Genomic DNA, 20,326 nt, shown 5'->3' on the forward strand with positions numbered 1-20,326 from the left:
ACAGCCGCGACCGGACACCAGGCACAGCATAGGATCGAGCCCATGGACAGCTTCTACACCGACGAACAGCGGATGATCCGCGACGCCGCGCGCGACTTCGCCACCGAACAACTCGCGCCCCATGCGGCGCAATGGGACCGCGAGGCGCAATTGCCCGCGGAAGTCGTCCGGCAGATGGGCGAACTCGGCTTTCTCGGCATGATCGTGCCGGCCGAGTGGGGCGGCTCCTACACTGACTACGTGGCCTACGCGCTCGCTATCGAAGAAATCGCGGCAGGCTGCGCGTCGTGCGCCACCCTGATGAGCGTGCACAATTCGGTCGGCTGCGGGCCGATCCTCAACTTCGGCAACGCCGCGCAAAAAGACCTCTATCTGCAAGATCTCGCCACCGGCCGTCTGGTCGGCGCGTTTTGCCTGACCGAGCCGCAAGCGGGCTCGGAGGCGAACAACCTGCGCACGCGCGCGGTCTTGCAGGACGGCAAGTGGATTCTGAACGGCAGCAAGCAGTTCGTGACCAACGGCTCGCGTGCCGATCTCGCGATCGTGTTTGCCGTCACCGATCCGGATCTCGGCAAGCGCGGCCTGTCCGCCTTCATCGTGCCGACCGGTACGCCGGGCTTCAACGTCGGCAAGCCTGAGCACAAGATGGGCATTCGCGCGTCCGACACCTGCCCGATTTCGCTCGACGATTGCGCCGTGCCCGAAGCCAATCTGCTCGGCGAACCGGGCGAGGGTTTGCGCATTGCGCTGTCGAATCTGGAGGGCGGGCGCATCGGCATCGCCGCGCAGGCGCTCGGCATTGCACGGGCCGCCTTCGACGCCGCGCGCGGCTACGCCAGCGAACGCGTGCAGTTCGGCAAGGCGCTCAAGGAGCATCAGACCATCGCCAACATGCTCGCGGACATGACCACGCAGCTGAATGCCGCGCGCCTGCTCGTGCATCACGCGGCACGCTTGCGCACGGAAGGCAAGCCGTGTTTGTCCGAGGCTTCGCAGGCGAAACTATTCGCGTCAGAAATGGCCGAAACAGTCTGCTCGAAAGCAATTCAGATTCACGGCGGGTATGGCTATCTCGAGGACTACGCGGTGGAGCGTCACTATCGCGATGCGCGCATCACGCAGATTTACGAAGGAACCAGCGAAGTGCAGCGCATGGTGATCGCGCGCAGTGTTTAAACGCGAACGAGCTTGCGTTTGAGCGCAAAATAGCTTGCCTGGCCAAGGCTGGGCGAAGCAAAAAAACGGAGCGCGGAACGCGCCACATGGAGACGACGATGACTGCAGCGAAAGCCTTTTTCGACGCGCGCGATCTGCTATTGCGCCATCGAACCGACTACGAGCTTGCTTACCGCGAATTCGCGTGGCCGGCGTTGGGCGAGTTCAACTGGGCGCTGGATTACTTCGACGTGATCGCGCGCGGCAACGACAACCCGGCGCTGTGGATCGTCGACGACCCGGCCAGCGACGGCCTGCGGTTGTCGTACGCGCAAATGTCGGAACGCTCGGCGCGCATGGCGAATTTCCTGCGCAGTGTCGGCGTCGGACGAGGCGACCGTTTGCTGCTGATGCTGCCGAACCGCGTCGAACTGTGGGACGTGATGCTCGCGGCGATGAAGCTCGGCGCGATCGTCCTGCCCGCCACCACCCAGCTGTCCGCCGACGACGTGCGCGACCGTGTGCAGATCGGCGGCGCGAAATTCGTGGTGGTCGATAGCGCGGAGCTGGACAAGTTCGATGCGCTCGACGTGCCGCTCACGCGGTTGTCGGCCGGCACGCCGCGCGAAGGCTGGATCGATCTGGCCGCTGCCTACGAAGCATCGCCGGACTTCACGCCGGACGGCGTCACGCACGCCACCGATCCGATGCTGCTGTACTTCACCTCGGGTACCACCTCGAAGCCGAAGCTGGTCGAACATACGCATCAAAGCTATCCGGTCGGGCATCTGTCGACGATGTACTGGATCGGCCTGCAACCCAACGACATCCACTGGAATATCAGCTCGCCGGGCTGGGCCAAGCACGCCTGGAGTTGCTTCTACGCACCGTGGAATGCGCAGGCCTGCGTGTTCGTCTACAACTTCCCGCGCTTCGTGCCGAAAGAGACGCTGAACGTGCTCGTGCGCTTCAACGTGACCACGCTGTGCGCGCCGCCGACCGTCTGGCGCATGCTGGTGCAGGAGCCGCTGACCGAGTACCCGGTGAAGCTGCGCGAGATCGTCGGCGCGGGTGAGCCGCTGAATCCGGAGATCATCGAACGCGTCAGGCATGCATGGAACATCACGATTCGCGACGGTTTCGGCCAGACCGAGACGACTTGCCAGATCGGCAACTCGCCGGGGCAACCGGTGGTCGCCGGTTCGATGGGTCGGCCGCTGCCGGGCTACAAAATCGAGTTGCTCGATGCCGACGATCAGCCCGTTACCGAAGGCGAAATCGCCTTGCCGCTTGCCGACCGTCCGCTCGGTTTGATGACCGGCTACGCGAACAACCCCAAAGCCACCGAGCAGGCCATGCGTAACGGCTTCTACCGCACCTCGGACGTCGCATTGCGCCGCGACGACGGCTACTACATCTACGTCGGCCGAGCCGACGACGTTTTCAAATCGTCCGACTATCGCCTGAGTCCGTTCGAACTCGAAAGCGTGCTGATCGAACACGAGGCAATCGGCGAGGCCGCTGTCGTGCCGAGCGCCGACGCCTTGCGTCTGTCCGTGCCGAAGGCGTTCGTCACCGTGCGTCAGGGCTACGAAGCCGGACCGGAACTCGCGCGCGCCGTATTCGCGTTCTCGCGCGAAAAGCTCGCGCCGTACAAGCGGATTCGCCGTCTGCAATTCAGCGATTTACCCAAGACCATCTCCGGCAAGATTCGCCGCGTCGAGTTGCGGCGCCGCGAAATGGAGCGCACGGCGGAACCCGCGCGACTGCCCGATGAGTATTGGGAAGAGGACTTTCCGGATCTGCGTTGATCCTTTTTATTCCCAGTCAATGCCCGGCCGCGATGCGGCCACTGCACAGGAGTTTCAGCATGAGCTCAACTGCTTCGAACCAGTCCACGGCGACCGTCAAGCTGCTGATCAACGGCGAGTTCGTCGACTCGAAAACGAGCGAATGGCGCGATATCGTCAACCCCGCCACGCAGGAAGTGCTGGCGCGCGTGCCGTTCGCCACGACCGCAGAAGTGAACGAAGCCATCCGCTCCGCGCATGCGGCGTTCAAGACCTGGAAAGACACGCCGATCGGCGCGCGCATGCGCATCATGCTCAGGTACCAGGCACTGGTTCGCGAACACATGCCGCGTATTGCAAAAACCTTGAGCGCCGAGCAGGGCAAGACGATTCCCGATGCCGAAGGCGACATCTTCCGCGGCCTCGAAGTGGTCGAGCACGCGTGTTCGATCGGCACGCTGCAGCAGGGCGAATTTGCGGAGAACGTCGCGGGCGGGGTGGATACCTACACGCTACGTCAACCGATCGGCGTGTGCGCCGGCATCACGCCGTTCAACTTCCCCGCGATGATTCCGCTGTGGATGTTCCCGATGGCGATCGTCTGCGGCAATACCTTCGTGCTGAAGCCGTCCGAACAGGACCCGATGTCGACCATGCAACTGGTTGAACTCGCGCTCGAAGCGGGCGTGCCGAAGGGTGTGCTGAATGTCGTGCACGGCGGCAAGGAAGTGGTCGACGCGCTCTGCACGCACGAGTTGGTGAAGGCAGTGTCCTTCGTCGGCTCGACGGCGGTCGGCACGCATGTGTATCGCCTCGGCAGCGAACACGGCAAGCGCGTGCAATCGATGATGGGCGCGAAGAACCATGCCGTGGTGCTGCCCGACGCGAATCGCGAGCAAACGCTCAATGCCTTGGCCGGTGCAGGATTTGGCGCCGCCGGTCAGCGTTGCATGGCGACCTCGGTGGTCGTGCTGGTGGGCGCTTCGCAGCAATGGCTGCCCGATCTGGTGGCAAAGGCGAAAACGCTCAAGGTCAACGCCGGCAGTGAGCCGAATACGGATATCGGTCCGGTCGTGTCGCGCGCGGCGATGCAACGCATTCTCGGCCTGATCGAGGCGGGCGTGAAGGAAGGCGCGACGCTCGCGCTCGACGGTCGCGGTGTGAAGGTGGCCTGCTACGAGCAGGGCAACTTCATCGGCCCGACGGTGTTTACCGACGTCACTACGGAAATGGAAATTTACCGCACCGAAATCTTCGGGCCGGTGCTGGTGGTGCTGAGCGTCGCGACGCTCGACGAGGCCATCGCGCTCGTCAACCGCAATCCGTTTGGCAACGGCGTGGGTCTTTTCACGCAGAGCGGCGCGGCGGCGCGCAAATTCCAGAGCGAGATCGATATCGGGCAAGTCGGGATCAACATTCCGATTCCGGTGCCGGTGCCGTACTTCAGCTTCACCGGCTCGCGTGGCTCGAAGCTCGGCGACCTCGGCCCGTACGGCAAACAGGTCGTGCAGTTCTATACGCAGACCAAAACGGTCACGGCGCGCTGGTTCGACGACGACACCGTCAACGACGGCGTCAACACCACCATCAGCCTGCGCTGAGCGCGTGATCTGACTACGCGAACACACGGAGACGAGATCATGAAAATAGGCTTTATCGGACTCGGCAACATGGGTGCGCCGATGGCGCTCAACCTGCTCAAAGCGGGTCACGCTGTGAACGTATTCGACCTGAACGCACAAGCCGTGCAGACGCTGGTCGACGCGGGCGCGAAGGCTTCGGCTTCGCCGAAAGCAGCCGTAGCCGACGTGGAATGCGTCATCACGATGCTGCCCGCCGCGGCCCACGTGCGCAGCGTGCTCAGCGCGGACGACGGTGTATTGGCCGGCATTCCGAAGGGTGTGACGATCATCGACTCGAGCACGATCGACCCGGCCAGTGTGAAGGCCTGCGCCGAGCTCGCGGCGCAGCGCGGCAACACCTTTGTCGATGCGCCCGTCTCGGGCGGCACCGGCGGCGCGGCGGCGGGCACGCTGACCTTCATGGTCGGCGGCAGCGCGAGCGCGTATGAACAGGTCAAGCCGGTGCTCTCGGCGATGGGCAAGAACATCGTGCATTGCGGCGACACCGGCACGGGGCAGGTCGCCAAGATCTGCAACAACCTCGTGCTCGGCATCACGATGGCGGGCGTGGCGGAGGCGATGTCGCTGGGTGAAGCGCTCGGCATCGACCCGAAAGTGCTGGGCGGCATCATCAATACGTCGACCGGGCGCTGCTGGAGTTCGGACACGTATAACCCGATGCCCGGCGTGATCGAAACCGCGCCGTCCACGCGCGGCTACACCGGCGGCTTCGGCACGGACCTGATGCTCAAAGACCTGGGTCTCGCCACCGACGCCGCCAAGACCGCGCGTCAACCGGTCTATCTCGGCGCACTCGCGCAACAGCTTTATCAGACGATGAGTACGAAAGGCGCCGGACGTCTCGACTTCTCCGCGGTGATCAAGCTGTACCGGCAGGACGGCAAGGACGGCGGCGCGTCATGATCGGGCTCGACTACGTCCATGAAGGTGCCTTCGCGCTGCAGAGCGCCTCGTCCGCCTCCTCCACCTCGTCGGCTTGGGAGGCCGAGGCGGAACGCGAGATTCTGTTTCGCGTCGTCAACCGGGTGGCGATCCTCACGCTGAACCGGCCGGCCGCGCTCAACGCGCTGTCGCATGCGATGGTGCGTGAGCTTGCCGTGCTGGTCGAACATTGCCGCACCGACGACAGCATCGCTGCGCTCGTGCTGAAAGGCGCGGGCGCCAAGGGATTTTGCGCCGGCGGCGACGTGCGCGAAGTGCACCGGCTGGCGACGAACGGCGATAACCGGTGGCTGGCGTTTTTTGTCGACGAATACCGGCTCGACTATGCGCTGCACACGTTTCCGAAGCCGGTCGTCGCGTTGCTCGACGGTATCGCGATGGGCGGGGGCATGGGGCTCGGCCAGGGCGCGCGGCTGCGCATCGTCACCGAACGCAGCAAGATCGCCATGCCGGAGACGCGCATCGGCTTTTTGCCGGATGTCGGCGCAACCCGTTTCTTGAGCGTGATGCCCGCGGAAGCGGCGTTGTACGTGGGCCTGACCGGCGCGACCTTGTCGGGCGCCGACGCGCTGCGCCTGCAACTCGCCGATCTGTGCGTCCCTGCGGAATGGCTCGCGAGTTTCGAGGAGCGCCTGCAACGCATGTCGCACGAGGGCGATCTGATGGCGTCTTTGCGCGCCGTGTTCGAGCCGCCGTGCAACATCGTTCCGCATGCGGCGCTGGAAGCGTCGACACCGCTGATCCTGCGACACTTCGACCGCCGTTCGGGCGTCGAGCGCATGCTCGCAACCCTGCGCCACGATCTGGAGCGCGAACCCGCGCGCGAGCTCAAGCAATGGTTGCAAACCGCCTATGACGCGCTCGCCAGCCACTCGCCGACGATGCTCTACGTCACCCGCGAAGCGTTGCTGCGAGGCCGTCAGATGACACTCGCGGAATGCTTGCGCATGGAGTTGGGCATCGTCAAACGGGTGATCGAGGAGGGCGACTTCTGTGAAGGCGTGCGCGCGCAGTTGATCGACAAGGACCGCAAGCCACGCTGGGCGCCCGCCACGCTCGCAGAAGTGCGGCCTGAACGGGTGCGGCATTTGCTGGCGTCGCCGTGGAAGAAGGAGGCGCATCCGTTGGCGGGATTGGGCGAACAGGCGGCCTGAACTGACGGCGCGGCGATGATTGCTGCGGAAACGATGCACCGGCCGCGCTCGCAGCCGGTGCATTTTTCTTTGGCAGCGCGCAATCAGGCCTTTCGGGGCCGCGTCTTTCCGGTCGGGAACGAATCATGCTGCTGGAGTTCCGAAGTGGGATTGTCGGACCACTCAACCGTCGGAAGGAAACCATCATGGACAGGAATCGTGTCGCAGGTGCAACGAAACAGGTCAAGGGTTCCGTGAAGGAAGCGCTCGGCAAGGTCACCGGCAACCGGATGACGCAGGTCGAGGGCGCGGCCGAAAAGCTGGCCGGCAAGGTACAGTCGAAAGTAGGCCAGGCCGCGGATGCGGTACGCCATCACATGAAGCGCTAACACTAGTCACCTCCAGGAGAATAACGATGAATTCGAACCAGCTCGAAGGTACCGTGAAAGATGCGGCAGGCAAGGTGCAGGACGCCGTCGGCGGCTTGACGGGCGATGTCGATTTGCAGGCTGAAGGCAAAGTGCGCCAGCTCGCCGGCAAGGCGCAGGCGACGTATGGCGACGGCGTCGAGCAGGTCGCCGAGGCGGCCCGCAACAATCCGCTTGGCGCGTTGCTGATCGCGCTTGGCGTCGGCTTCCTGCTCGGCAAGCTGATGTAAGTCAGAAGCGCGCCACGGCCGCCGATGCGCCAGTCGCGCGGCATCCGACAACCTTGGCGCGCGCGGTCCGCTTTGTTTGTCCGATCCGGTTCTCCGATGCTCCCGGCGCATCCGGAGCGCCGGATCTTATCGTCTGCACGGGGAAGTTCATGCTGGGATTCGACGTTGGCACGGCCAGAAAAGTCTGGACCGCGTTCCTGATCGCACTGCTGTTTTTCGTTATCTATACCGCGTCGTCCACGTTGCTGGTGGTGGTGTTCGCGGTGTTTTTCAGTTACCTCATCTATCCGCTGGTCGAGCTGGTCGAACGTGTGCGTCCGCGACGGGTGCCGCGCGTGGCCTCGATTGCCGTGGTGTTCGTGGTGGTGGTGGCCGTGATCGCCGTGGCCGGATCGTTGTTCGGCGTGCAGTTGCAGGATCAGGCGACGCATCTGTTCGCGCAGTTACCCGCCCTGATGCAATCCGACGTGCCCAATCGCTTTCCGCTGCCGCACTTTCTCGAGCCTTTGCGCGAGCGCATCGTCGATTTCGTGCGCAGCCAGATCGAGACCGGTTCCGACAAGGCCGTGCCGATGGCGCGCAGTGTCGGGCTCGGCGTGGTGCATGCGGCGAGCAATCTGATCTATCTGGTCCTGATTCCGATTCTGAGCTTTCTGCTCATCAAGGAAGGTCCGCAGATGCGCGACTCGTGTCTGGCCTTGCTCACGCCGCGTCATCGCACGCTGTGGGCGCAGATCGTCACGGATCTGAACGTGCTGCTCTCGAAGTATGTGCGCGCGCTGCTGTTTCTCTCGCTCGCCACGCTGGTCTGCTATGGCGTCGTGTTCTCGCTGCTCGGCGTGCCTTACGCGTTTCTGCTCGCGGTCAGCGCGGGCTTGCTGGAGTTCGTGCCGTTCGCCGGGCCGCTGGGCGCGGTGGCGATCACGCTGGTGGTCGCCGTGTTCAGCGGCTATGCGCACTTGCTGTGGCTCGTGATTTTCATCGCCCTGTACCGCCTCTTTCAGGACTACGTGCTGAACCCGTATCTGATGAGTGAGGGTGTGGAGGTCAGTCCGTTCCTGGTGATCGTCGGCTTGCTCGCAGGGGATCAGCTGGGTGGGGTCGCCGGGATTTTCCTGGCGGTGCCGGTGATCGCGATGCTGAAGATCGTGTTGGGCCGCGCCAAGGTGTTCTATGCGGCTTCGCACGACGAAGGCGAGGCTGCGCGTCGCGCTTTGACCGGCAAGACCGACTGAGACACCGTGGCGCGTTACGCGGTCTCGCGCAGTGCCGGCTGACAGCGCTGCGCGAGACCCTCGATCAACTTTCGCCGACGGCGTCAGCGCGCATGACCGCAGGCGCAGGCGTATCGCCTTGCGCACCACGCACTCGCGAAACCCACGCGATGCCCACGAGAGCGATGGCCACCGCGGTCCAGCCGACCCTTCCGTAACCCTCGATCTGACCGCTGGCCGAATTGCTCAGCATCAGCCCGCCGATCCACGCGCCGCAACCCGTGCCCAACGCCTGGAGCGCGCTATTCGCGCTCAGGAATGCGCCGCGCCGGGCGGGTTCGGGAACGGTGGTGAGGAGTGCCTGCATCGGCACCATCCGGCCGGACATCAGCACGAGGAAGAACGGGAAGAACATCACCAGCGCGTAAAACGGCAGGTTGGGCAGATGCGTGACGAACAGGATCGGCAGAAACGAGAGCACGGCCATGATGCGAAAAATGCGGCGCGTGCCAAATCGGTCTGCGAGCCTGCCCACCCGGCGCGAGGTAAAGAACGTCGCCGCACCGCCCGCCATGTACAGCCACGACAACTGCTGCGGCGCCACGCCGTGATTGGCGACCAGCACGGGGGAGATGAACGGAATCACCAGCATGTGCGAAATCATCATCATGAAGGTGAGCGCGAAGGCGTTCAGGTGGCGCGGATTGCTCAGAAGCCGCCACAAGTCGGGCAACACTTCGTTGAGCGGCGGTTGGCGGCGATTCAGGTGCTCCGCGAGCGACGGCACCAGTTTCCAGCCCACCGACCAGACCAGCAGTGACAACACGACCAGCAGGAAGAACGGCGCGGCCCAGGTGAAATGCGCGCCGAGCATCACGCCGGCCGGCACGCCCGCAATCGCGGCGAGCGAGAAGGCGGTCATGATCGTGCCGGTGGCCGCACCGCGCCGCTGAACGGGAATCACGTCGCCGACGATCGCCATGATGACCGATCCGAGTACGCCGCCGGTAATGCCCGCGAAGGCGCGCGCTACGAGCAGCAGCGCGAAACTATCGGCGAGCGCGCAGGCGAGGTTCGACAACGCGAACAGCGCGTACACCGTCAGCAGTAGACGACGCCGGTCGAAGCGGTCGATATAGGTTGCCGCGAACAGCCCCGACAGACCGGAACACCATGAATACGCCGAGACGGCGGTTGCGAACGCGGCCGGCGTGATGCTGAACGCGTGCATGATCTGCGGACCGAGCGGCATCATCACCATGAAGTCCATGATGATGGTGAACTGCGTCAGCGCGAGCAGCCACAGCAAGCGGCGCTCGTGCTTCGAGCTAAGGGAATACATCGGTTAAGACCTCTTTTGTTGTTGTTGGATGCACGTCGCCTGCGTTGCTCGCGGTCCGGCGCGCTTGCGGGTCGGCGGGTCGTCGCCGGTGGCCGATGATCGGCGCCGGCCAGCGTCGAACTCGTGACCCGCAGCGCGCAAGCTCAGTCGTCGAGCGACTCGTGCACGGCTTCGGCGCCCTGTTTCCAGTAGCTGGCCGCGCGAATGCGCGATTTGTCGACGCCGCGTTCCGTGCACAGGTGGTAGCGCACCGCGCGCATTGTCGCCGATTCGCCGGCGGCCCACACGTAGCCTTCGCCGTCTTCCGGCAAATAGATGTCGCGCACTGCTTGCAGCAGCGCCTCACCTCGCACGGCCGCTGCGTTGCGATGACACCAGATGAGATTCAACTCGGCACGCGAGTCGAATTCGATCTGCGCCGAGGCACCGGCGACTTCGATCACCGCGGCGACGCGCGCGCCGGCCGGCAATTCTTCGAGACGGCGGGCAATCGCGGGCAACGCCGTGTCGTCGCCGATCAGCAGATGCCAGTCGAAGCCCGTGGGGATCACGAGCGAGCCGCGCGGACCGCCGATGCCGAGATATTGCCCCACTTCGGCTTGCGCCGCCCACGTCGCCGCGGGACCCGCTTCGTGCATGGCGAATTCGATGTCGAGCTCGCGCGCCTGCTGATCGAAGCGGCGTGGTGTGAAGTCGCGCGCGATCGGTCGCGGCTGGCCGGCGGGAAACACCGGGCCGTCCGGGCCCGCTTGCGGCAGCACCGGTTTGTCCGCGCCCGGTTCGGGGAAGAACACTTTGATGTGATCGTCGAACGAGGCGGACACGAAGTCGTGCAGGTCTTCGCCGGTGAAGGTGACGCGGATCAGATGCGGCGTGAGCGCGTGCACGGCCTTGACCTGCAGCAGCCGGAACTTCAGCGGATGCCGCACGCGGTGGACGGCCAGATCGGTTCGTGGGTCTTGAGTCTGCATCAGCTGTTACTCCTGTTCCGGTTGGTTCGTACCTTCGATTTCGCGGGTGGCGCGCATCAGGATCGCGGCGATGCGGCGCTGTTCGGCGGCCGGCGCGTCGTCACGGCGCAGCAGTGCATGTTTGAGCGCGCGACGCGCTTCGCCCAGCTCGGGCAGCCAGCCGCCTTCGCTGATATCGGCCGGCTCTTCGCCGGCAAAAGCGCGGCGCACCGAATCCATCTTGCGGGCGATGTGGCTCAGCTTGGCGAGCATCAATTCGACGCGGTCGCGATGGGTGGTCAGATACTCGCGGCCCGTTTCCGACAGTTCATAGCGCTTGCGGTTGCCTTCCAGCTGCACGGTGACGTAGCCGAGTTCTTCCAGATACGTGAGGGCCGGATAGACCATGCCGGGGCTCGGCGTGTAAAAGCCGTTCGAGCGCGTTTCGAGGGCCTTGATGAGTTCGTAGCCGTGGCTCGGCTGGGCTTCGATCATCGACATCAGAAGCAATTGCAGGTCGTCGGAGCTGAATTTGCGGCCGCGCGGAAAACCGTCGCCGTCGCCGCCAAAGCCGCCGGGACCGCCCGGGCCGCCGCCGAAGCGCCCGCCGCGGCCGCCGCGGCCGCCGCCCATCGAATGGTCATGGCGGCCGATGGCGTGCCACAGTGCGTGTAGCGAAAAACGGTCGAAACCGCGATGGCCGTGGCCGTGGCCGTGTTCGGAAGCGTGGCGGCGCGAGCCGTGACCGCGCTCGGACGCATCGTCGCGTGCCGCGCCGCGATGCGCTTGATGCCGGCTGAACGCGTGCCAGAGCGCATGCAGCGTCGCGTGCTCATGGCCCGCGGTGAAACCTTCGTCCATCTCGTGCGGACGGGAAAAACGGTGGTGATGACGCATGTTGGATACTCCCGTTGGTGTCTTACGATGTATCTTAAGATATATATCTTAAGATAGTTTGTCAAACCGTTTCTTGCGATGAGGAGACTCGACCTACGCCGTAGCATGCTTATTCGTCATTAAACAAATGACATTCATGCTCTCGTGAAACTCCTTTGATACGCCGAGAATGCTTCCCAGCGCGGCAATGGCCGTATTCAAGGAGTGACGAACATGTTTGCAATCACAGGTGTGACAGGGCAGGTCGGCGGCGCGGCGGCTCGCGCTTTACTGGACGCCGGGCACGCGGTGCGTGCGGTGTTACGCGACGCGGGCAAGGCGGCGCAGTGGGAGAAATTGGGCGCCGAAGTGGCGATCGCCTCGTTCGACGACGCCGACGCGCTCACCGCCGCGTTTCGCGGCACGGCGGGCGTGTTCGTGATGGTGGCGCCGAATTTCGCGCCGCAACCGGGTTATCCGAATGCGCATGCGGCCGTGGCGGTGCTCAAGGAGGCTTTGACGAAGGCGAGGCCGGAACGTGTGGCGGCGTTGTCGTCGATCGGCGGGCAGCATGAGTCGGGGCTCGGTCTGATTACGCAGGTGCACATTCTCGAGGCGGCGCTCGCGGACCTGGCGATGCCGACGGCGATTATGCGTCCGGCGTGGTTCATGGAGAACTCGCTATGGGATATTGCGCCGGCGCGTGACACGGCGGTGATGCCGAGCTTTCTGCAGCCGCTCGACCGGGCTTTTCCGATGGTCGCCACGGCGGATATCGGTAGCGTGATCGCGCGGACGCTGGCGCAGTCGTGGCAGGGGCGTCGTGTGATCGAGATCGAAGGGCCGCAGCGTTATACGCAGCAGGAGATTGCGAGGCTGCTCGGGGAGGTGCTCGGGCGCGAAGTAGCGGCGCAGGCGGTGCCGCGCGAGCAGTGGGAGGCGCTGTTTCAGGCGCAGGGGACGACGTGGCCCGCGCCCCGTATTGAAATGATCGATGGGTTCAATTCGGGGTGGATCGATTTCGAAGGGGGCGGCAATGAGAAGGTGGTGGGGGTGACGGGGTATCGGGCGGTGCTGGAGCGGTTGGTGGGGCAGCCGGCGTAGTGAGGAGGGATGCCGCCTGCTGCGTTGATCAGCAGGCGGCGGCCGCGGGATTTCGACGTAATCTGACCGATGCGGGCGCGTGATCGCTGCTAGCGCCGCCAGGCCATCATCAAAAAATCGACTGCCCCGTGTAAGTCGTCAACCATTCCAGCGCCAGCACGCCCGCCAGCGAATTCCCGTTGCTATCTAGTCCCGGCGACCACACGCAAACCGCCATTTCTCCCGGCAATACCGCGACGATCCCGCCGCCCACGCCGCTCTTCGCCGGCAGCCCGACCCGGTAGACGAAATCCCCCGCCGCGTCGTATGTGCCGCATGTCAGCATCAACGCCGACAGGCGTTTGGCGGAACTGGTGTCGAGTATCCGCTCGCCGGTGGCCGGCACCACGCCGTGATGCGTAAGAAACAGCGCCGCTGTCGCCAGCTCGACGCAACTCATGGAAATCGCGCATTGCCGGCAATAGGCGTCGACCACCACTTCCGGCGGCATTTCCATGTTGCCGAAGCTCGCCATGAAATGGGCCATCGCCTGATTGCGGTGCGCATGCTGCAACTCGGATTGCGCGACGCGCAAGTCGTAGTCGATCGTGTTCTCGCCGGTCAGCCGACGCATGAACTCCACCAGCGCGGTTTCTGCCTGCACGAAACGGCGGCACAGTACATCGGTGACGACCAGCGCCCCTGCGTTGATGAACGGATTGCGCGGTTTGCCGCGCTCGCTTTCGAGCTGGATGAGCGAGTTGAAGGAGGTGCCGGACGGTTCGCGTCCGACGCGGTCCCATAACGCGTCGCCGAGCAGGCGGAAAGCCATCGTGCAGGCAAATAGCTTGGAGATGCTCTGGATTGAGAAACGTGTGTCGGCTTGGCCGGTGCGGAAGACTTCTCCCGATGCCGTGACGATCGCCATGCCGAAACTTTTTGCCGGGACGTTGGCGAGTTCCGGAATGTAATCGGCGACTTTGCCGCTGCCCAGATAGGGCTGCAGATCGCGATTTATCTGCTCGAGGATGGGTGCGTAGTTCATTGGGCTCGGACCGTTGACGCCGCGATTCTACTGGCAAGCAAGCGCGGTTGGCTCGTGCTTCGTATGAGGAAATCGTGTGGGCCGTTGGTGGTCGCCTATGCTAGCCTTGCTGCCTTTGCGCCTATAACCGGGCAAAACGGACGCAATCATGGACACTTTGTCGCCCGACGACATCGAGCAACCGGCCTTCGTCATCGGCGAAAGCAGCGAGCGGCTGGATGAGCCGTGGCAAAGCTATCGCCGCGCGCGGCTCATTCACGTCCGCGCGGGCATTCTCACCGTGCGTACTGGCAGCGCACGGTGGGTCATGCCACCCGGTCACGCAGTGTGGGTCGCTGCCAATGAGCTGCACTGCCTCACCGCCGCCGGCGCAGTCGTGCTCAATTCGCTGTACGTCGACGCGCACGCCCTACCTGCGCCTCCGCTACAAAGCGGCGCGATCAAGGTGGACCGTCTGGTGGAAGCGTTGCTGATTGCCGCGGCCGAAATGCCGCACACCCGCCCACTCGACGAGGCCGCCGCGCGCCTCGTTCAGGTGCTGCTGGATCGTCTGCCGGCCTTGCCCGTCGTGTCACTGGGATTGAACTGGCCGCGCGATCCGCGTATCGCGCGAATCGCCGATGCTTTGAACGCGAATCCGGCAGAGCCGGGCGTGCTCGAAGAGCTCGCCGCGGCTGCGGGCGTGACGGGCCGCACTGCGGCGCGTCTGTTCGTCAAGGAAACGGGGCAGACCTTCGGTCAATGGCGCCAGCAACTTCGTTTGCTGGTCGCGCTCGAACGTCTCGGCCTCGGCACGAGCGTGAGCCAGGTGGCGCTCGAAATCGGCTACAGCGACGTGTCGTCGTTTATCGCGGTGTTCCGCGATGCGTTCGGCGACACACCCGCGCGTTATTTTCGCTGAGCGACTCAGGTAAGCGACTTAGGTAAGCGACTTAGGTAAGCGACTCAGCTAAGCGACTCAGCTAAGCGACTCAGCTAAGCGATTCCGCTGAGCGACATCGCTAGGTGGCACCGCCAAACGCGCTCGCCAAACAACCCGACGCGCATCGCGCACTCAATGCGCTCCGGCTGCACCCGCACCGCCGCCACCCTTGGCCGGCCGCGTAATCCAGATCAGCGGAATGATCAGAATGAAAATCACCGCCGAGACGAAAAAGATGTCGTTCAATCCCATCATCGCGGCCTGCGTGTTCACGGTGAAATCGAACAGCGCATGCGCCGATTGCGTATTCAGATGCAGCAGCGATTGAGTCGACTCGATCTGCTGGTTGAACACGGGGTTGGTGGCGGTGGCCTGCTCGGTGAGCCGCTCGTGGTGAAGCACAGTGCGGTTGTTCCATTCGTTGCCCGCGATCGAAGTGCCCACCGCGCCGCAAAACACCCGCGCGAAATTCGACAGACCCGCCGCGGCCGGAATCTTGTTCGGCGGCTGGCCCGACAGAATGATCGACGTGAGCGGCACGAAGAACAACGCCATCGGAATACCTTGCAGCAGCGTCGGAAGGACCAGGTGCCACGTGTCAATCTCGGTTACGTACCGTGAGCGCATGTAGAACACGATTGCAAAACCGATAAACGCCAGCGTGGCGATCACGCGCGCGTCCGAACGCGGCAGCACGCGGCCCATCACCGGCGCGAGCAGCACGGCGAACACGCCGAGCGGCGCGGTGACGAGACCGGCGTCCACCGAACGATAGTTCAGATACTCCTGCATCCATTGCGGCAACAGCACCAGATTGCCGAAGAACACGCCATACGCGACGGAAATCGCAATCGTCCCGCCCAGGAAATTACGCTGCTGGAAGAGCCGCAAATCGACGATCGGATTTTCTTCCGTCAATTCCCACACGAGGAAGAACGCGAAACTGACGAGCGCAGTAATGCCGAGAATCACGATCACCGGCGACGAAAACCAGTCGAGGTCCTTGCCCTTGTCGAGCATGATCTGCAGCGAGGCGACCCAGGTGATCAGCAAGCCGAGCCCCACCACGTCGATAGGCAGCTTGCGAATCGGCGACTCGCGGGTGCGATAGATCATCCACGTGACGCCGGCGGCGAAAATGCCGACGGGAATGTTGATGTAGAAGATCCACGACCAGCTGTAGCTATCCGTAATCCAGCCGCCGAGCGCCGGCCCCGCGATCGGGCCGACGGTCGCGGTCATGGCCCATAAGGCGAGCGCGGTCGACGATTTCTCCTTGGGATAGGAACCGAGCAGAATCGCCTGCGACAGCGGAATCAGCGGACCGGCCACGGCGCCCTGGAAGATCCGCGCGAGCAGCAGGATCGGCAGCGTCGGCGCAATGCCGCACAGCCACGAAGCGACCACGAACGAGAGGATCGCCCCGACAAAGAGCTTCACCTGGCCAATGCGCTGCGTGAGCCACCCGGTCAGTGGAATCGACACGGCGTTGGCCGCGGCGAACACGGTGATGACCCACGTGCCTTCGTCGACGGAGACCCCGAGGTTGCCCGAAATGGTCGGGATCGCGACGTTCGCGATCGACGTGTCGAGCACGTTCATGAACGTGGCGAGCGCAACGGCGATGGTTGCCAGCACGAGCTGGCCGCCCTGCAACGGCGGCGGCGGCGCGGGCGGCGCCGACGCAGGGGAGGGAGTGGGCTGGCTCAAACGGTTCTCCGGAATCGGGGGCGGCGACCGCGCTGGGGCCGCACGCTATGGGGCGCCGGCCGCGGGTCCGTCGAATGCTCGCAAAAGCATACCTGCATTCGGGTTCGGGCGTCGTCGGCAAATGCAGAACCGGCGGCGCAAACAAATCCGCCAGCGTATGCTCTCAGGCAACTGAGCCCAACCCGGCTACTGAACCCATTCAACCATTCAACCAAGACAAGGAAAACGCATATGGCCTGGGAGCAATTCGAACACGGTTGGCGGCGTGCGCCGGTGGACGCGCCGGCCAAGGGTCTCGTGGTGCTGATGCACGGCGTCGGCAGCAACGCACGCGATCTGATGCCGCTCGCGGACATCTGGAGCGAGAGTCTGCCGGACGTCGCCTTCACCTCGCTCGACGGCACCGATGCCTTCGACGGTGGCTTCGGCGGCCGTCAATGGTTCAGCCTGCGCGATGTCAGCGAGGGCAACCGCGAAGCGCGCGTGGCCGCGGCCTATCCGGCAATGCGCGCCATGCTCGAAACGGAACTGGCGCACTGGCACCTGCCGTTCGGCCGCCTCGCGCTAGTGGGTTTCTCGCAGGGCTCGATCATGTCGATGCATCACGTGGCGACGAGCGTCGAGGGCGCGGCGGGCGTCGTCGCGTACTCGGGGCGGCTCGCTTCGGCGATCGTCGCGCATAACGGCACGCCGCTCACGCTGATCCACGGCGAGGACGACAACGTGATCCCGGTGCAGGAACTGGAATACGCCGCCGACAGCTTCAGCGCGGCTGGCTACACGGTCGACGCCTACGCCTTGCCGGGTATTGGTCATACGATTAACGGGGACGGCGTGGCGCTCGGCCAGGAGGCGCTGGAGCACGCATTGGGCGCTTTGTCGCGTGGTTGACACGACCCCGATTGAAAAGTGACCCTAAAGATTCTGATCTCCTTGCCGTTAATAGCTCATTAGCATGAAAATCACCCCCGCCGCGCGGACCGCGCATCGCCCACTCCGGTGGGCCACGCGGCTCGGGTGACCGGGGGCGCAAATTCCAGACTGCCCGGCAAGGGCGGATAACGACATATCAGAGCCTTTCCATGGCCAAACCGACGCCGTACTACCCGCTTTTCGATCGACTGTTCCGTCATTCCGTGGCGGTGGACCTCGGCACGGCCAACACCCTGATCTTCACCGACGACGGCGGCATCGTGCTGAATCAGCCTTCGGTCGTGTGTTTCGAAAAAGCGAATCACGCCGGCGGCGGCGCGAAACGGGTCGCGGCGGTCGGCACCCAGGCGCGTCAGTTATTGGGCCGCGCGCCGCGCAACCTCGAAGCCGTGCGGCCGATGCGCCACGGCGTCATCGCCAACTTCTCGGCGGCGGAGCACATGATCCGCCAATTCGTCGATATCGCCCGGCCCCGTTCGCTGTTCAGCCGTCGCGCTTCGTTTACCGTGTGCGTGCCGGCCGGGGCAACCCAGGTCGAACGTCGCGCGATCAAGGAAGCGGCGGTGGCGGCCGGCGCGTGGAAGGTGAGCCTGATCGGCGAGTCGCTCGCCTCGGCGGTCGGCGCGGGCTTGCCGGTGTCGGAAGCGACCGGTTCGATGGTGGTCGATATCGGCGGCGGCACCACCGAAGTCGGCGTGATCTCGCTCGGCGGCATGGCATACAGCGGCTCGATTCGCGTCGGCGGCGACAGCTTCGACATGGCGATCGTCGGCTATGTGCGCAATCTGTATGGCGTGCTCATCGGCGAGCAAACCGCCGAGCACGTCAAAAAAAGCATCGGGACGGCCATGCGCGACGTGCCGCTCGAACAGATGAATGCAACCGGCCGTAGCGTCGACGACGGTCTGCCGCGCACGGTCCAGTTGAGCAATCACGACATCGCCGATGCCATCGAAGGGCCGCTGCGCCAAGTGATCAATGCGGTAAAGCGCGGCCTCGAAATGGCGCCGGCCGAGTTGGTGACCGATATCGCGCACAACGGCATCGTGTTGACGGGCGGCGGCGCGCTGCTTGGCAATCTCGCCCGCCGCCTGACCCATGACCTCGGCCTCGAAGTGCGCGTCGCCGACGAACCGCTCACGTGCGCCGTGCGCGGTGCGGGCGCCGCCGTCGCGGCAGGCTTGCTCGACGAGACCGCCTACGAGTAATCCGGCGCATTCCGTCCCGGTTCCTTCAATCGATCGAGCCATCACGCTGATCGGCTGCCTGTGTGACAATACGCCCCGCATCCCAACTTTAGGGATGCGAGTTCGCCTTCTTTCAATTCCATTTCTATTGCTGGCCGGTGCCGCTGAATTCGAGCGTCGCCGCGCTGTCCATGACCCGCTCGTGACTCAATCTGTTTCCGCTTCATCCCCGTCTTTCATCGAACTGCAAAGCGGTTTGCGCATGCCTTATGTGGAGGCCGGCGAGGGCAAGCTACTGCTGTTCGTGCACGGCTCGCTGTGCGACTACCGCTATTGGCAGCCGCAACTCGCGGGTCTGTCGAAGCACTATCGCTGTGTCGCCGTCAGCCTGACGCATTACTGGCCGGTGACCGATACCGGGCCCGGCCTGCCGTTCAGCTGGAGCGATCACGCGAATGAAGTGGCTGAATTCATCGACCGTTTCGGCGCCGGCCCGGCGCACGTGGTGGGTCATTCGCGCGGCGGCTGTGTGGCGTTTCATTTCGCGCGACGTCATCCGCAGCAAGTGCGTACGTTGACGCTCGCGGACCCGGGCGGGCCGTTGCAGATTGCCGGCCGGCCGCCCGCGAGCATGCCGGAGACGATCAATGCGCTACGCGCGAAAGCGGCGCAGCTGATTGAGACAGGCGAGGTGGAAGCGGGTTTGCAACTGTTCGTCGACTCGGTGAGCCGGCCAGGTTTCTGGGCGATGAGCACGCCGGGTTTCCGGCAGATGGCGACCGACAACGCCCACACGCTCGCGCGGCAGTTCCGCGATCCGTTGCCGGCGTATGTGCCGGACGAAACGGCTGAAGTGCGCTGCCCGGTGTTGCTGATCGACGGCGAAAAGAGCCCGCTGATGTTCCGCAGGACGGCGGAGGCGCTGCAATCCTGGTTGCCGGATGCGCGTCGCGAAACGGTGCGCGGTGCGTCGCACGGCATGAATCTCGCGCATCCGTCGGCGTTCAATCGCTATGTCGACGAGTTCATTCGCGCTGCGAGCGCGTGAAGCTTTTCGCCGACACGCGAACTCAAATCTTGCGATGCGCGTCCTTGTCGAGCGCGCGTTCCGCCGCTTCGCCAACGAGGCCGTGGTAGTAAAGATGCACGCCGATCGCGAGCGAGTCGTTGCGGATTTCGTGGAAGGCTTTCCACGCTTTCACCGGATCCTTGAACAGCAGGTAGTGCGCTTCGTCGGCGATCAGGTCGGCCACTTCATGCAGGCCATGACCGCGTAACACGTCGACGAGCATGTCGAGGCTGCGGTGAGTGCGCGCATCGGTGCGCGGGTAGAGCATGTGCAGCACGGCGACGTCTTGCGTCTTCAACGCGGCCGACAAGGCCACCACGATGTCCTGGTGATTCAGTGCGGTGACGATGTTTTCGTCGTTGTGAACATGGTCCGGAAACAGTGTTTCGAGAGAGGCGTTCATCGGGTCTTTCCTGTTCTTTCTTCTGGCTGATTAAAAAAGGCCCGCCATAGCACGGCGGGCCAAGACAGCATGTGTTCGCAGGGGAAGCAAAACACGAGTCCAGTATCGCAGATGAGCGCCCGTCGGCGCAGCCTGGGCGCCGCAAAACATTGTTGCATTAAGCGACCTGACTTTCATTTGGCTGGCAATGTGCACGAGGCGTGCTGAAAATTTGCGCACGCCGTCTACGCGTGTCTTTCGGGGCGATCTCTACGGCAACGAATGTTGCGCC

19 protein-coding genes are annotated in these 20,326 nt (G+C 64.1%); 13 read left to right on the forward strand and 6 right to left on the reverse strand.

Annotated features, from left to right (window positions below):
* Positions 1–42 precede the first annotated feature (42 nt).
* The 8 genes from FQ705_RS13580 (at position 43) to FQ705_RS13615 (ending at position 8,556) form a co-directional block, all read left to right on the forward strand.
* Positions 43–1,176 (forward strand): acyl-CoA dehydrogenase, encoded by a 1,134-nt coding sequence (locus tag FQ705_RS13580; protein WP_144141624.1) that lies wholly within the window; start codon positions 43–45, stop codon positions 1,174–1,176.
* Positions 1,177–1,274: 98 nt separating this feature from the next.
* Entirely contained in the window at positions 1,275–2,966 is a 1,692-nt protein-coding gene (locus FQ705_RS13585; protein WP_144141627.1) for an AMP-binding protein, read from the forward strand.
* Between the two features lie 59 nt (positions 2,967–3,025).
* Positions 3,026–4,546, forward strand: a complete 1,521-nt coding sequence (locus FQ705_RS13590; protein WP_144141630.1) for a CoA-acylating methylmalonate-semialdehyde dehydrogenase — start codon at positions 3,026–3,028, stop codon at positions 4,544–4,546.
* 39 nt (positions 4,547–4,585) lie between these two features.
* Complete coding sequence (gene mmsB, locus FQ705_RS13595) at positions 4,586–5,491, forward strand: 3-hydroxyisobutyrate dehydrogenase (RefSeq protein ID WP_144141632.1); 906 nt, start codon at positions 4,586–4,588, stop codon at positions 5,489–5,491.
* On the forward strand, positions 5,488–6,684 hold the full coding sequence (locus FQ705_RS13600; protein ID WP_260854475.1) for an enoyl-CoA hydratase/isomerase family protein: 1,197 nt from the start codon (positions 5,488–5,490) through the stop codon (positions 6,682–6,684). Before mmsB ends, FQ705_RS13600 begins: the two co-directional genes overlap by 4 nt.
* Before the next feature lie 185 nt (positions 6,685–6,869).
* Positions 6,870–7,052: a CsbD family protein gene (locus tag FQ705_RS13605; protein WP_144141635.1), complete on the forward strand. Its 183-nt coding sequence runs from the start codon at positions 6,870–6,872 to the stop codon at positions 7,050–7,052.
* A gap of 26 nt (positions 7,053–7,078) precedes the next feature.
* Positions 7,079–7,321 carry a CsbD family protein gene (locus tag FQ705_RS13610; protein ID WP_144141638.1) on the forward strand — a complete coding sequence of 81 codons (243 nt, stop codon included), beginning with the start codon at positions 7,079–7,081 and terminating at the stop codon, positions 7,319–7,321.
* 149 nt (positions 7,322–7,470) lie between these two features.
* The gene (locus tag FQ705_RS13615; protein WP_144141641.1) at positions 7,471–8,556 is read left to right on the forward strand and encodes an AI-2E family transporter; all 1,086 of its coding nucleotides are present in this window, start codon (positions 7,471–7,473) and stop codon (positions 8,554–8,556) included.
* A 64-nt stretch (positions 8,557–8,620) separates the two neighbouring features.
* Here FQ705_RS13615 and FQ705_RS13620 read toward each other — a convergent pair whose 3' ends face one another.
* The 3 genes from FQ705_RS13620 to FQ705_RS13630 form a co-directional block, all read right to left on the reverse strand.
* Positions 8,621–9,877, reverse strand: a complete 1,257-nt coding sequence (locus FQ705_RS13620; RefSeq protein WP_144141644.1) for an MFS transporter — start codon at positions 9,875–9,877, stop codon at positions 8,621–8,623.
* 143 nt (positions 9,878–10,020) lie between these two features.
* The gene (locus FQ705_RS13625; protein WP_144141647.1) at positions 10,021–10,848 is read right to left on the reverse strand and encodes a siderophore-interacting protein; all 828 of its coding nucleotides are present in this window, start codon (positions 10,846–10,848) and stop codon (positions 10,021–10,023) included.
* Between the two features lie 6 nt (positions 10,849–10,854).
* A complete protein-coding gene (locus FQ705_RS13630; RefSeq protein WP_144141650.1) occupies positions 10,855–11,724 on the reverse strand; it encodes a PadR family transcriptional regulator in 870 nt (289 codons plus the stop codon).
* A 213-nt stretch (positions 11,725–11,937) separates the two neighbouring features.
* Here FQ705_RS13630 and FQ705_RS13635 point away from each other — a divergent pair, with 213 nt between their 5' ends.
* Positions 11,938–12,807 carry an NmrA family NAD(P)-binding protein gene (locus FQ705_RS13635; RefSeq protein WP_144141652.1) on the forward strand — a complete coding sequence of 290 codons (870 nt, stop codon included), beginning with the start codon at positions 11,938–11,940 and terminating at the stop codon, positions 12,805–12,807.
* Positions 12,808–12,916: 109 nt separating this feature from the next.
* Here the strand turns inward: FQ705_RS13635 and FQ705_RS13640 are convergent, their stop codons facing one another.
* Positions 12,917–13,831, reverse strand: a complete 915-nt coding sequence (locus FQ705_RS13640; protein ID WP_144141655.1) for a glutaminase — start codon at positions 13,829–13,831, stop codon at positions 12,917–12,919.
* Positions 13,832–13,979: 148 nt separating this feature from the next.
* Here FQ705_RS13640 and FQ705_RS13645 point away from each other — a divergent pair, with 148 nt between their 5' ends.
* On the forward strand, positions 13,980–14,732 hold the full coding sequence (locus FQ705_RS13645; protein WP_144141658.1) for an AraC family transcriptional regulator: 753 nt from the start codon (positions 13,980–13,982) through the stop codon (positions 14,730–14,732).
* A gap of 153 nt (positions 14,733–14,885) precedes the next feature.
* Here FQ705_RS13645 and FQ705_RS13650 read toward each other — a convergent pair whose 3' ends face one another.
* Positions 14,886–16,463 (reverse strand): DHA2 family efflux MFS transporter permease subunit, encoded by a 1,578-nt coding sequence (locus FQ705_RS13650; protein ID WP_144141661.1) that lies wholly within the window; start codon positions 16,461–16,463, stop codon positions 14,886–14,888.
* 231 nt (positions 16,464–16,694) lie between these two features.
* Here FQ705_RS13650 and FQ705_RS13655 point away from each other — a divergent pair, with 231 nt between their 5' ends.
* The 3 genes from FQ705_RS13655 to FQ705_RS13665 all read left to right on the forward strand — a co-directional run bounded on the left by FQ705_RS13655 (position 16,695) and on the right by FQ705_RS13665 (position 19,631).
* Positions 16,695–17,354, forward strand: a complete 660-nt coding sequence (locus FQ705_RS13655) for an alpha/beta hydrolase (RefSeq protein ID WP_144141664.1) — start codon at positions 16,695–16,697, stop codon at positions 17,352–17,354.
* A gap of 191 nt (positions 17,355–17,545) precedes the next feature.
* Complete coding sequence (locus FQ705_RS13660; RefSeq protein WP_144141666.1) at positions 17,546–18,604, forward strand: rod shape-determining protein; 1,059 nt, start codon at positions 17,546–17,548, stop codon at positions 18,602–18,604.
* Positions 18,605–18,845: 241 nt separating this feature from the next.
* Entirely contained in the window at positions 18,846–19,631 is a 786-nt protein-coding gene (locus FQ705_RS13665) for an alpha/beta fold hydrolase (protein WP_144142404.1), read from the forward strand.
* Positions 19,632–19,653: 22 nt separating this feature from the next.
* Here the strand turns inward: FQ705_RS13665 and FQ705_RS13670 are convergent, their stop codons facing one another.
* Positions 19,654–20,055 (reverse strand): hypothetical protein, encoded by a 402-nt coding sequence (locus FQ705_RS13670; RefSeq protein ID WP_144141669.1) that lies wholly within the window; start codon positions 20,053–20,055, stop codon positions 19,654–19,656.
* Positions 20,056–20,326: the final 271 nt, after the last annotated feature.

Origin of the sequence: Paraburkholderia sp. BCC1884, from assembly GCF_900996225.1 — a bacterium.
Classification (GTDB): Bacteria; Pseudomonadota; Gammaproteobacteria; order Burkholderiales; family Burkholderiaceae; genus Paraburkholderia.

Excerpts from the sequence above, each read along its gene's own strand:
- FQ705_RS13580 (WP_144141624.1), top strand. The coding sequence starts at position 43 with ATGGACAGCTTCTACACCGACGAACAGCGGATGATCCGCGACGCCGCG.
- FQ705_RS13585 (WP_144141627.1), top strand. The coding sequence starts at position 1,275 with ATGACTGCAGCGAAAGCCTTTTTCGACGCGCGCGATCTGCTATTGCGC.
- FQ705_RS13590 (WP_144141630.1), top strand. The coding sequence starts at position 3,026 with ATGAGCTCAACTGCTTCGAACCAGTCCACGGCGACCGTCAAGCTGCTG.
- mmsB (WP_144141632.1), top strand. The coding sequence starts at position 4,586 with ATGAAAATAGGCTTTATCGGACTCGGCAACATGGGTGCGCCGATGGCG.
- FQ705_RS13600 (WP_260854475.1), top strand. The coding sequence starts at position 5,488 with ATGATCGGGCTCGACTACGTCCATGAAGGTGCCTTCGCGCTGCAGAGC.
- FQ705_RS13605 (WP_144141635.1), top strand. The coding sequence starts at position 6,870 with ATGGACAGGAATCGTGTCGCAGGTGCAACGAAACAGGTCAAGGGTTCC.
- FQ705_RS13610 (WP_144141638.1), top strand. The coding sequence starts at position 7,079 with ATGAATTCGAACCAGCTCGAAGGTACCGTGAAAGATGCGGCAGGCAAG.
- FQ705_RS13615 (WP_144141641.1), top strand. The coding sequence starts at position 7,471 with ATGCTGGGATTCGACGTTGGCACGGCCAGAAAAGTCTGGACCGCGTTC.
- FQ705_RS13620 (WP_144141644.1), bottom strand. The coding sequence starts at position 9,877 with ATGTATTCCCTTAGCTCGAAGCACGAGCGCCGCTTGCTGTGGCTGCTC.
- FQ705_RS13625 (WP_144141647.1), bottom strand. The coding sequence starts at position 10,848 with ATGCAGACTCAAGACCCACGAACCGATCTGGCCGTCCACCGCGTGCGG.
- FQ705_RS13630 (WP_144141650.1), bottom strand. The coding sequence starts at position 11,724 with ATGCGTCATCACCACCGTTTTTCCCGTCCGCACGAGATGGACGAAGGT.
- FQ705_RS13635 (WP_144141652.1), top strand. The coding sequence starts at position 11,938 with ATGTTTGCAATCACAGGTGTGACAGGGCAGGTCGGCGGCGCGGCGGCT.
- FQ705_RS13640 (WP_144141655.1), bottom strand. The coding sequence starts at position 13,831 with ATGAACTACGCACCCATCCTCGAGCAGATAAATCGCGATCTGCAGCCC.
- FQ705_RS13645 (WP_144141658.1), top strand. The coding sequence starts at position 13,980 with ATGGACACTTTGTCGCCCGACGACATCGAGCAACCGGCCTTCGTCATC.
- FQ705_RS13655 (WP_144141664.1), top strand. The coding sequence starts at position 16,695 with ATGGCCTGGGAGCAATTCGAACACGGTTGGCGGCGTGCGCCGGTGGAC.
- FQ705_RS13660 (WP_144141666.1), top strand. The coding sequence starts at position 17,546 with ATGGCCAAACCGACGCCGTACTACCCGCTTTTCGATCGACTGTTCCGT.
- FQ705_RS13665 (WP_144142404.1), top strand. The coding sequence starts at position 18,846 with ATGCCTTATGTGGAGGCCGGCGAGGGCAAGCTACTGCTGTTCGTGCAC.
- FQ705_RS13670 (WP_144141669.1), bottom strand. The coding sequence starts at position 20,055 with ATGAACGCCTCTCTCGAAACACTGTTTCCGGACCATGTTCACAACGAC.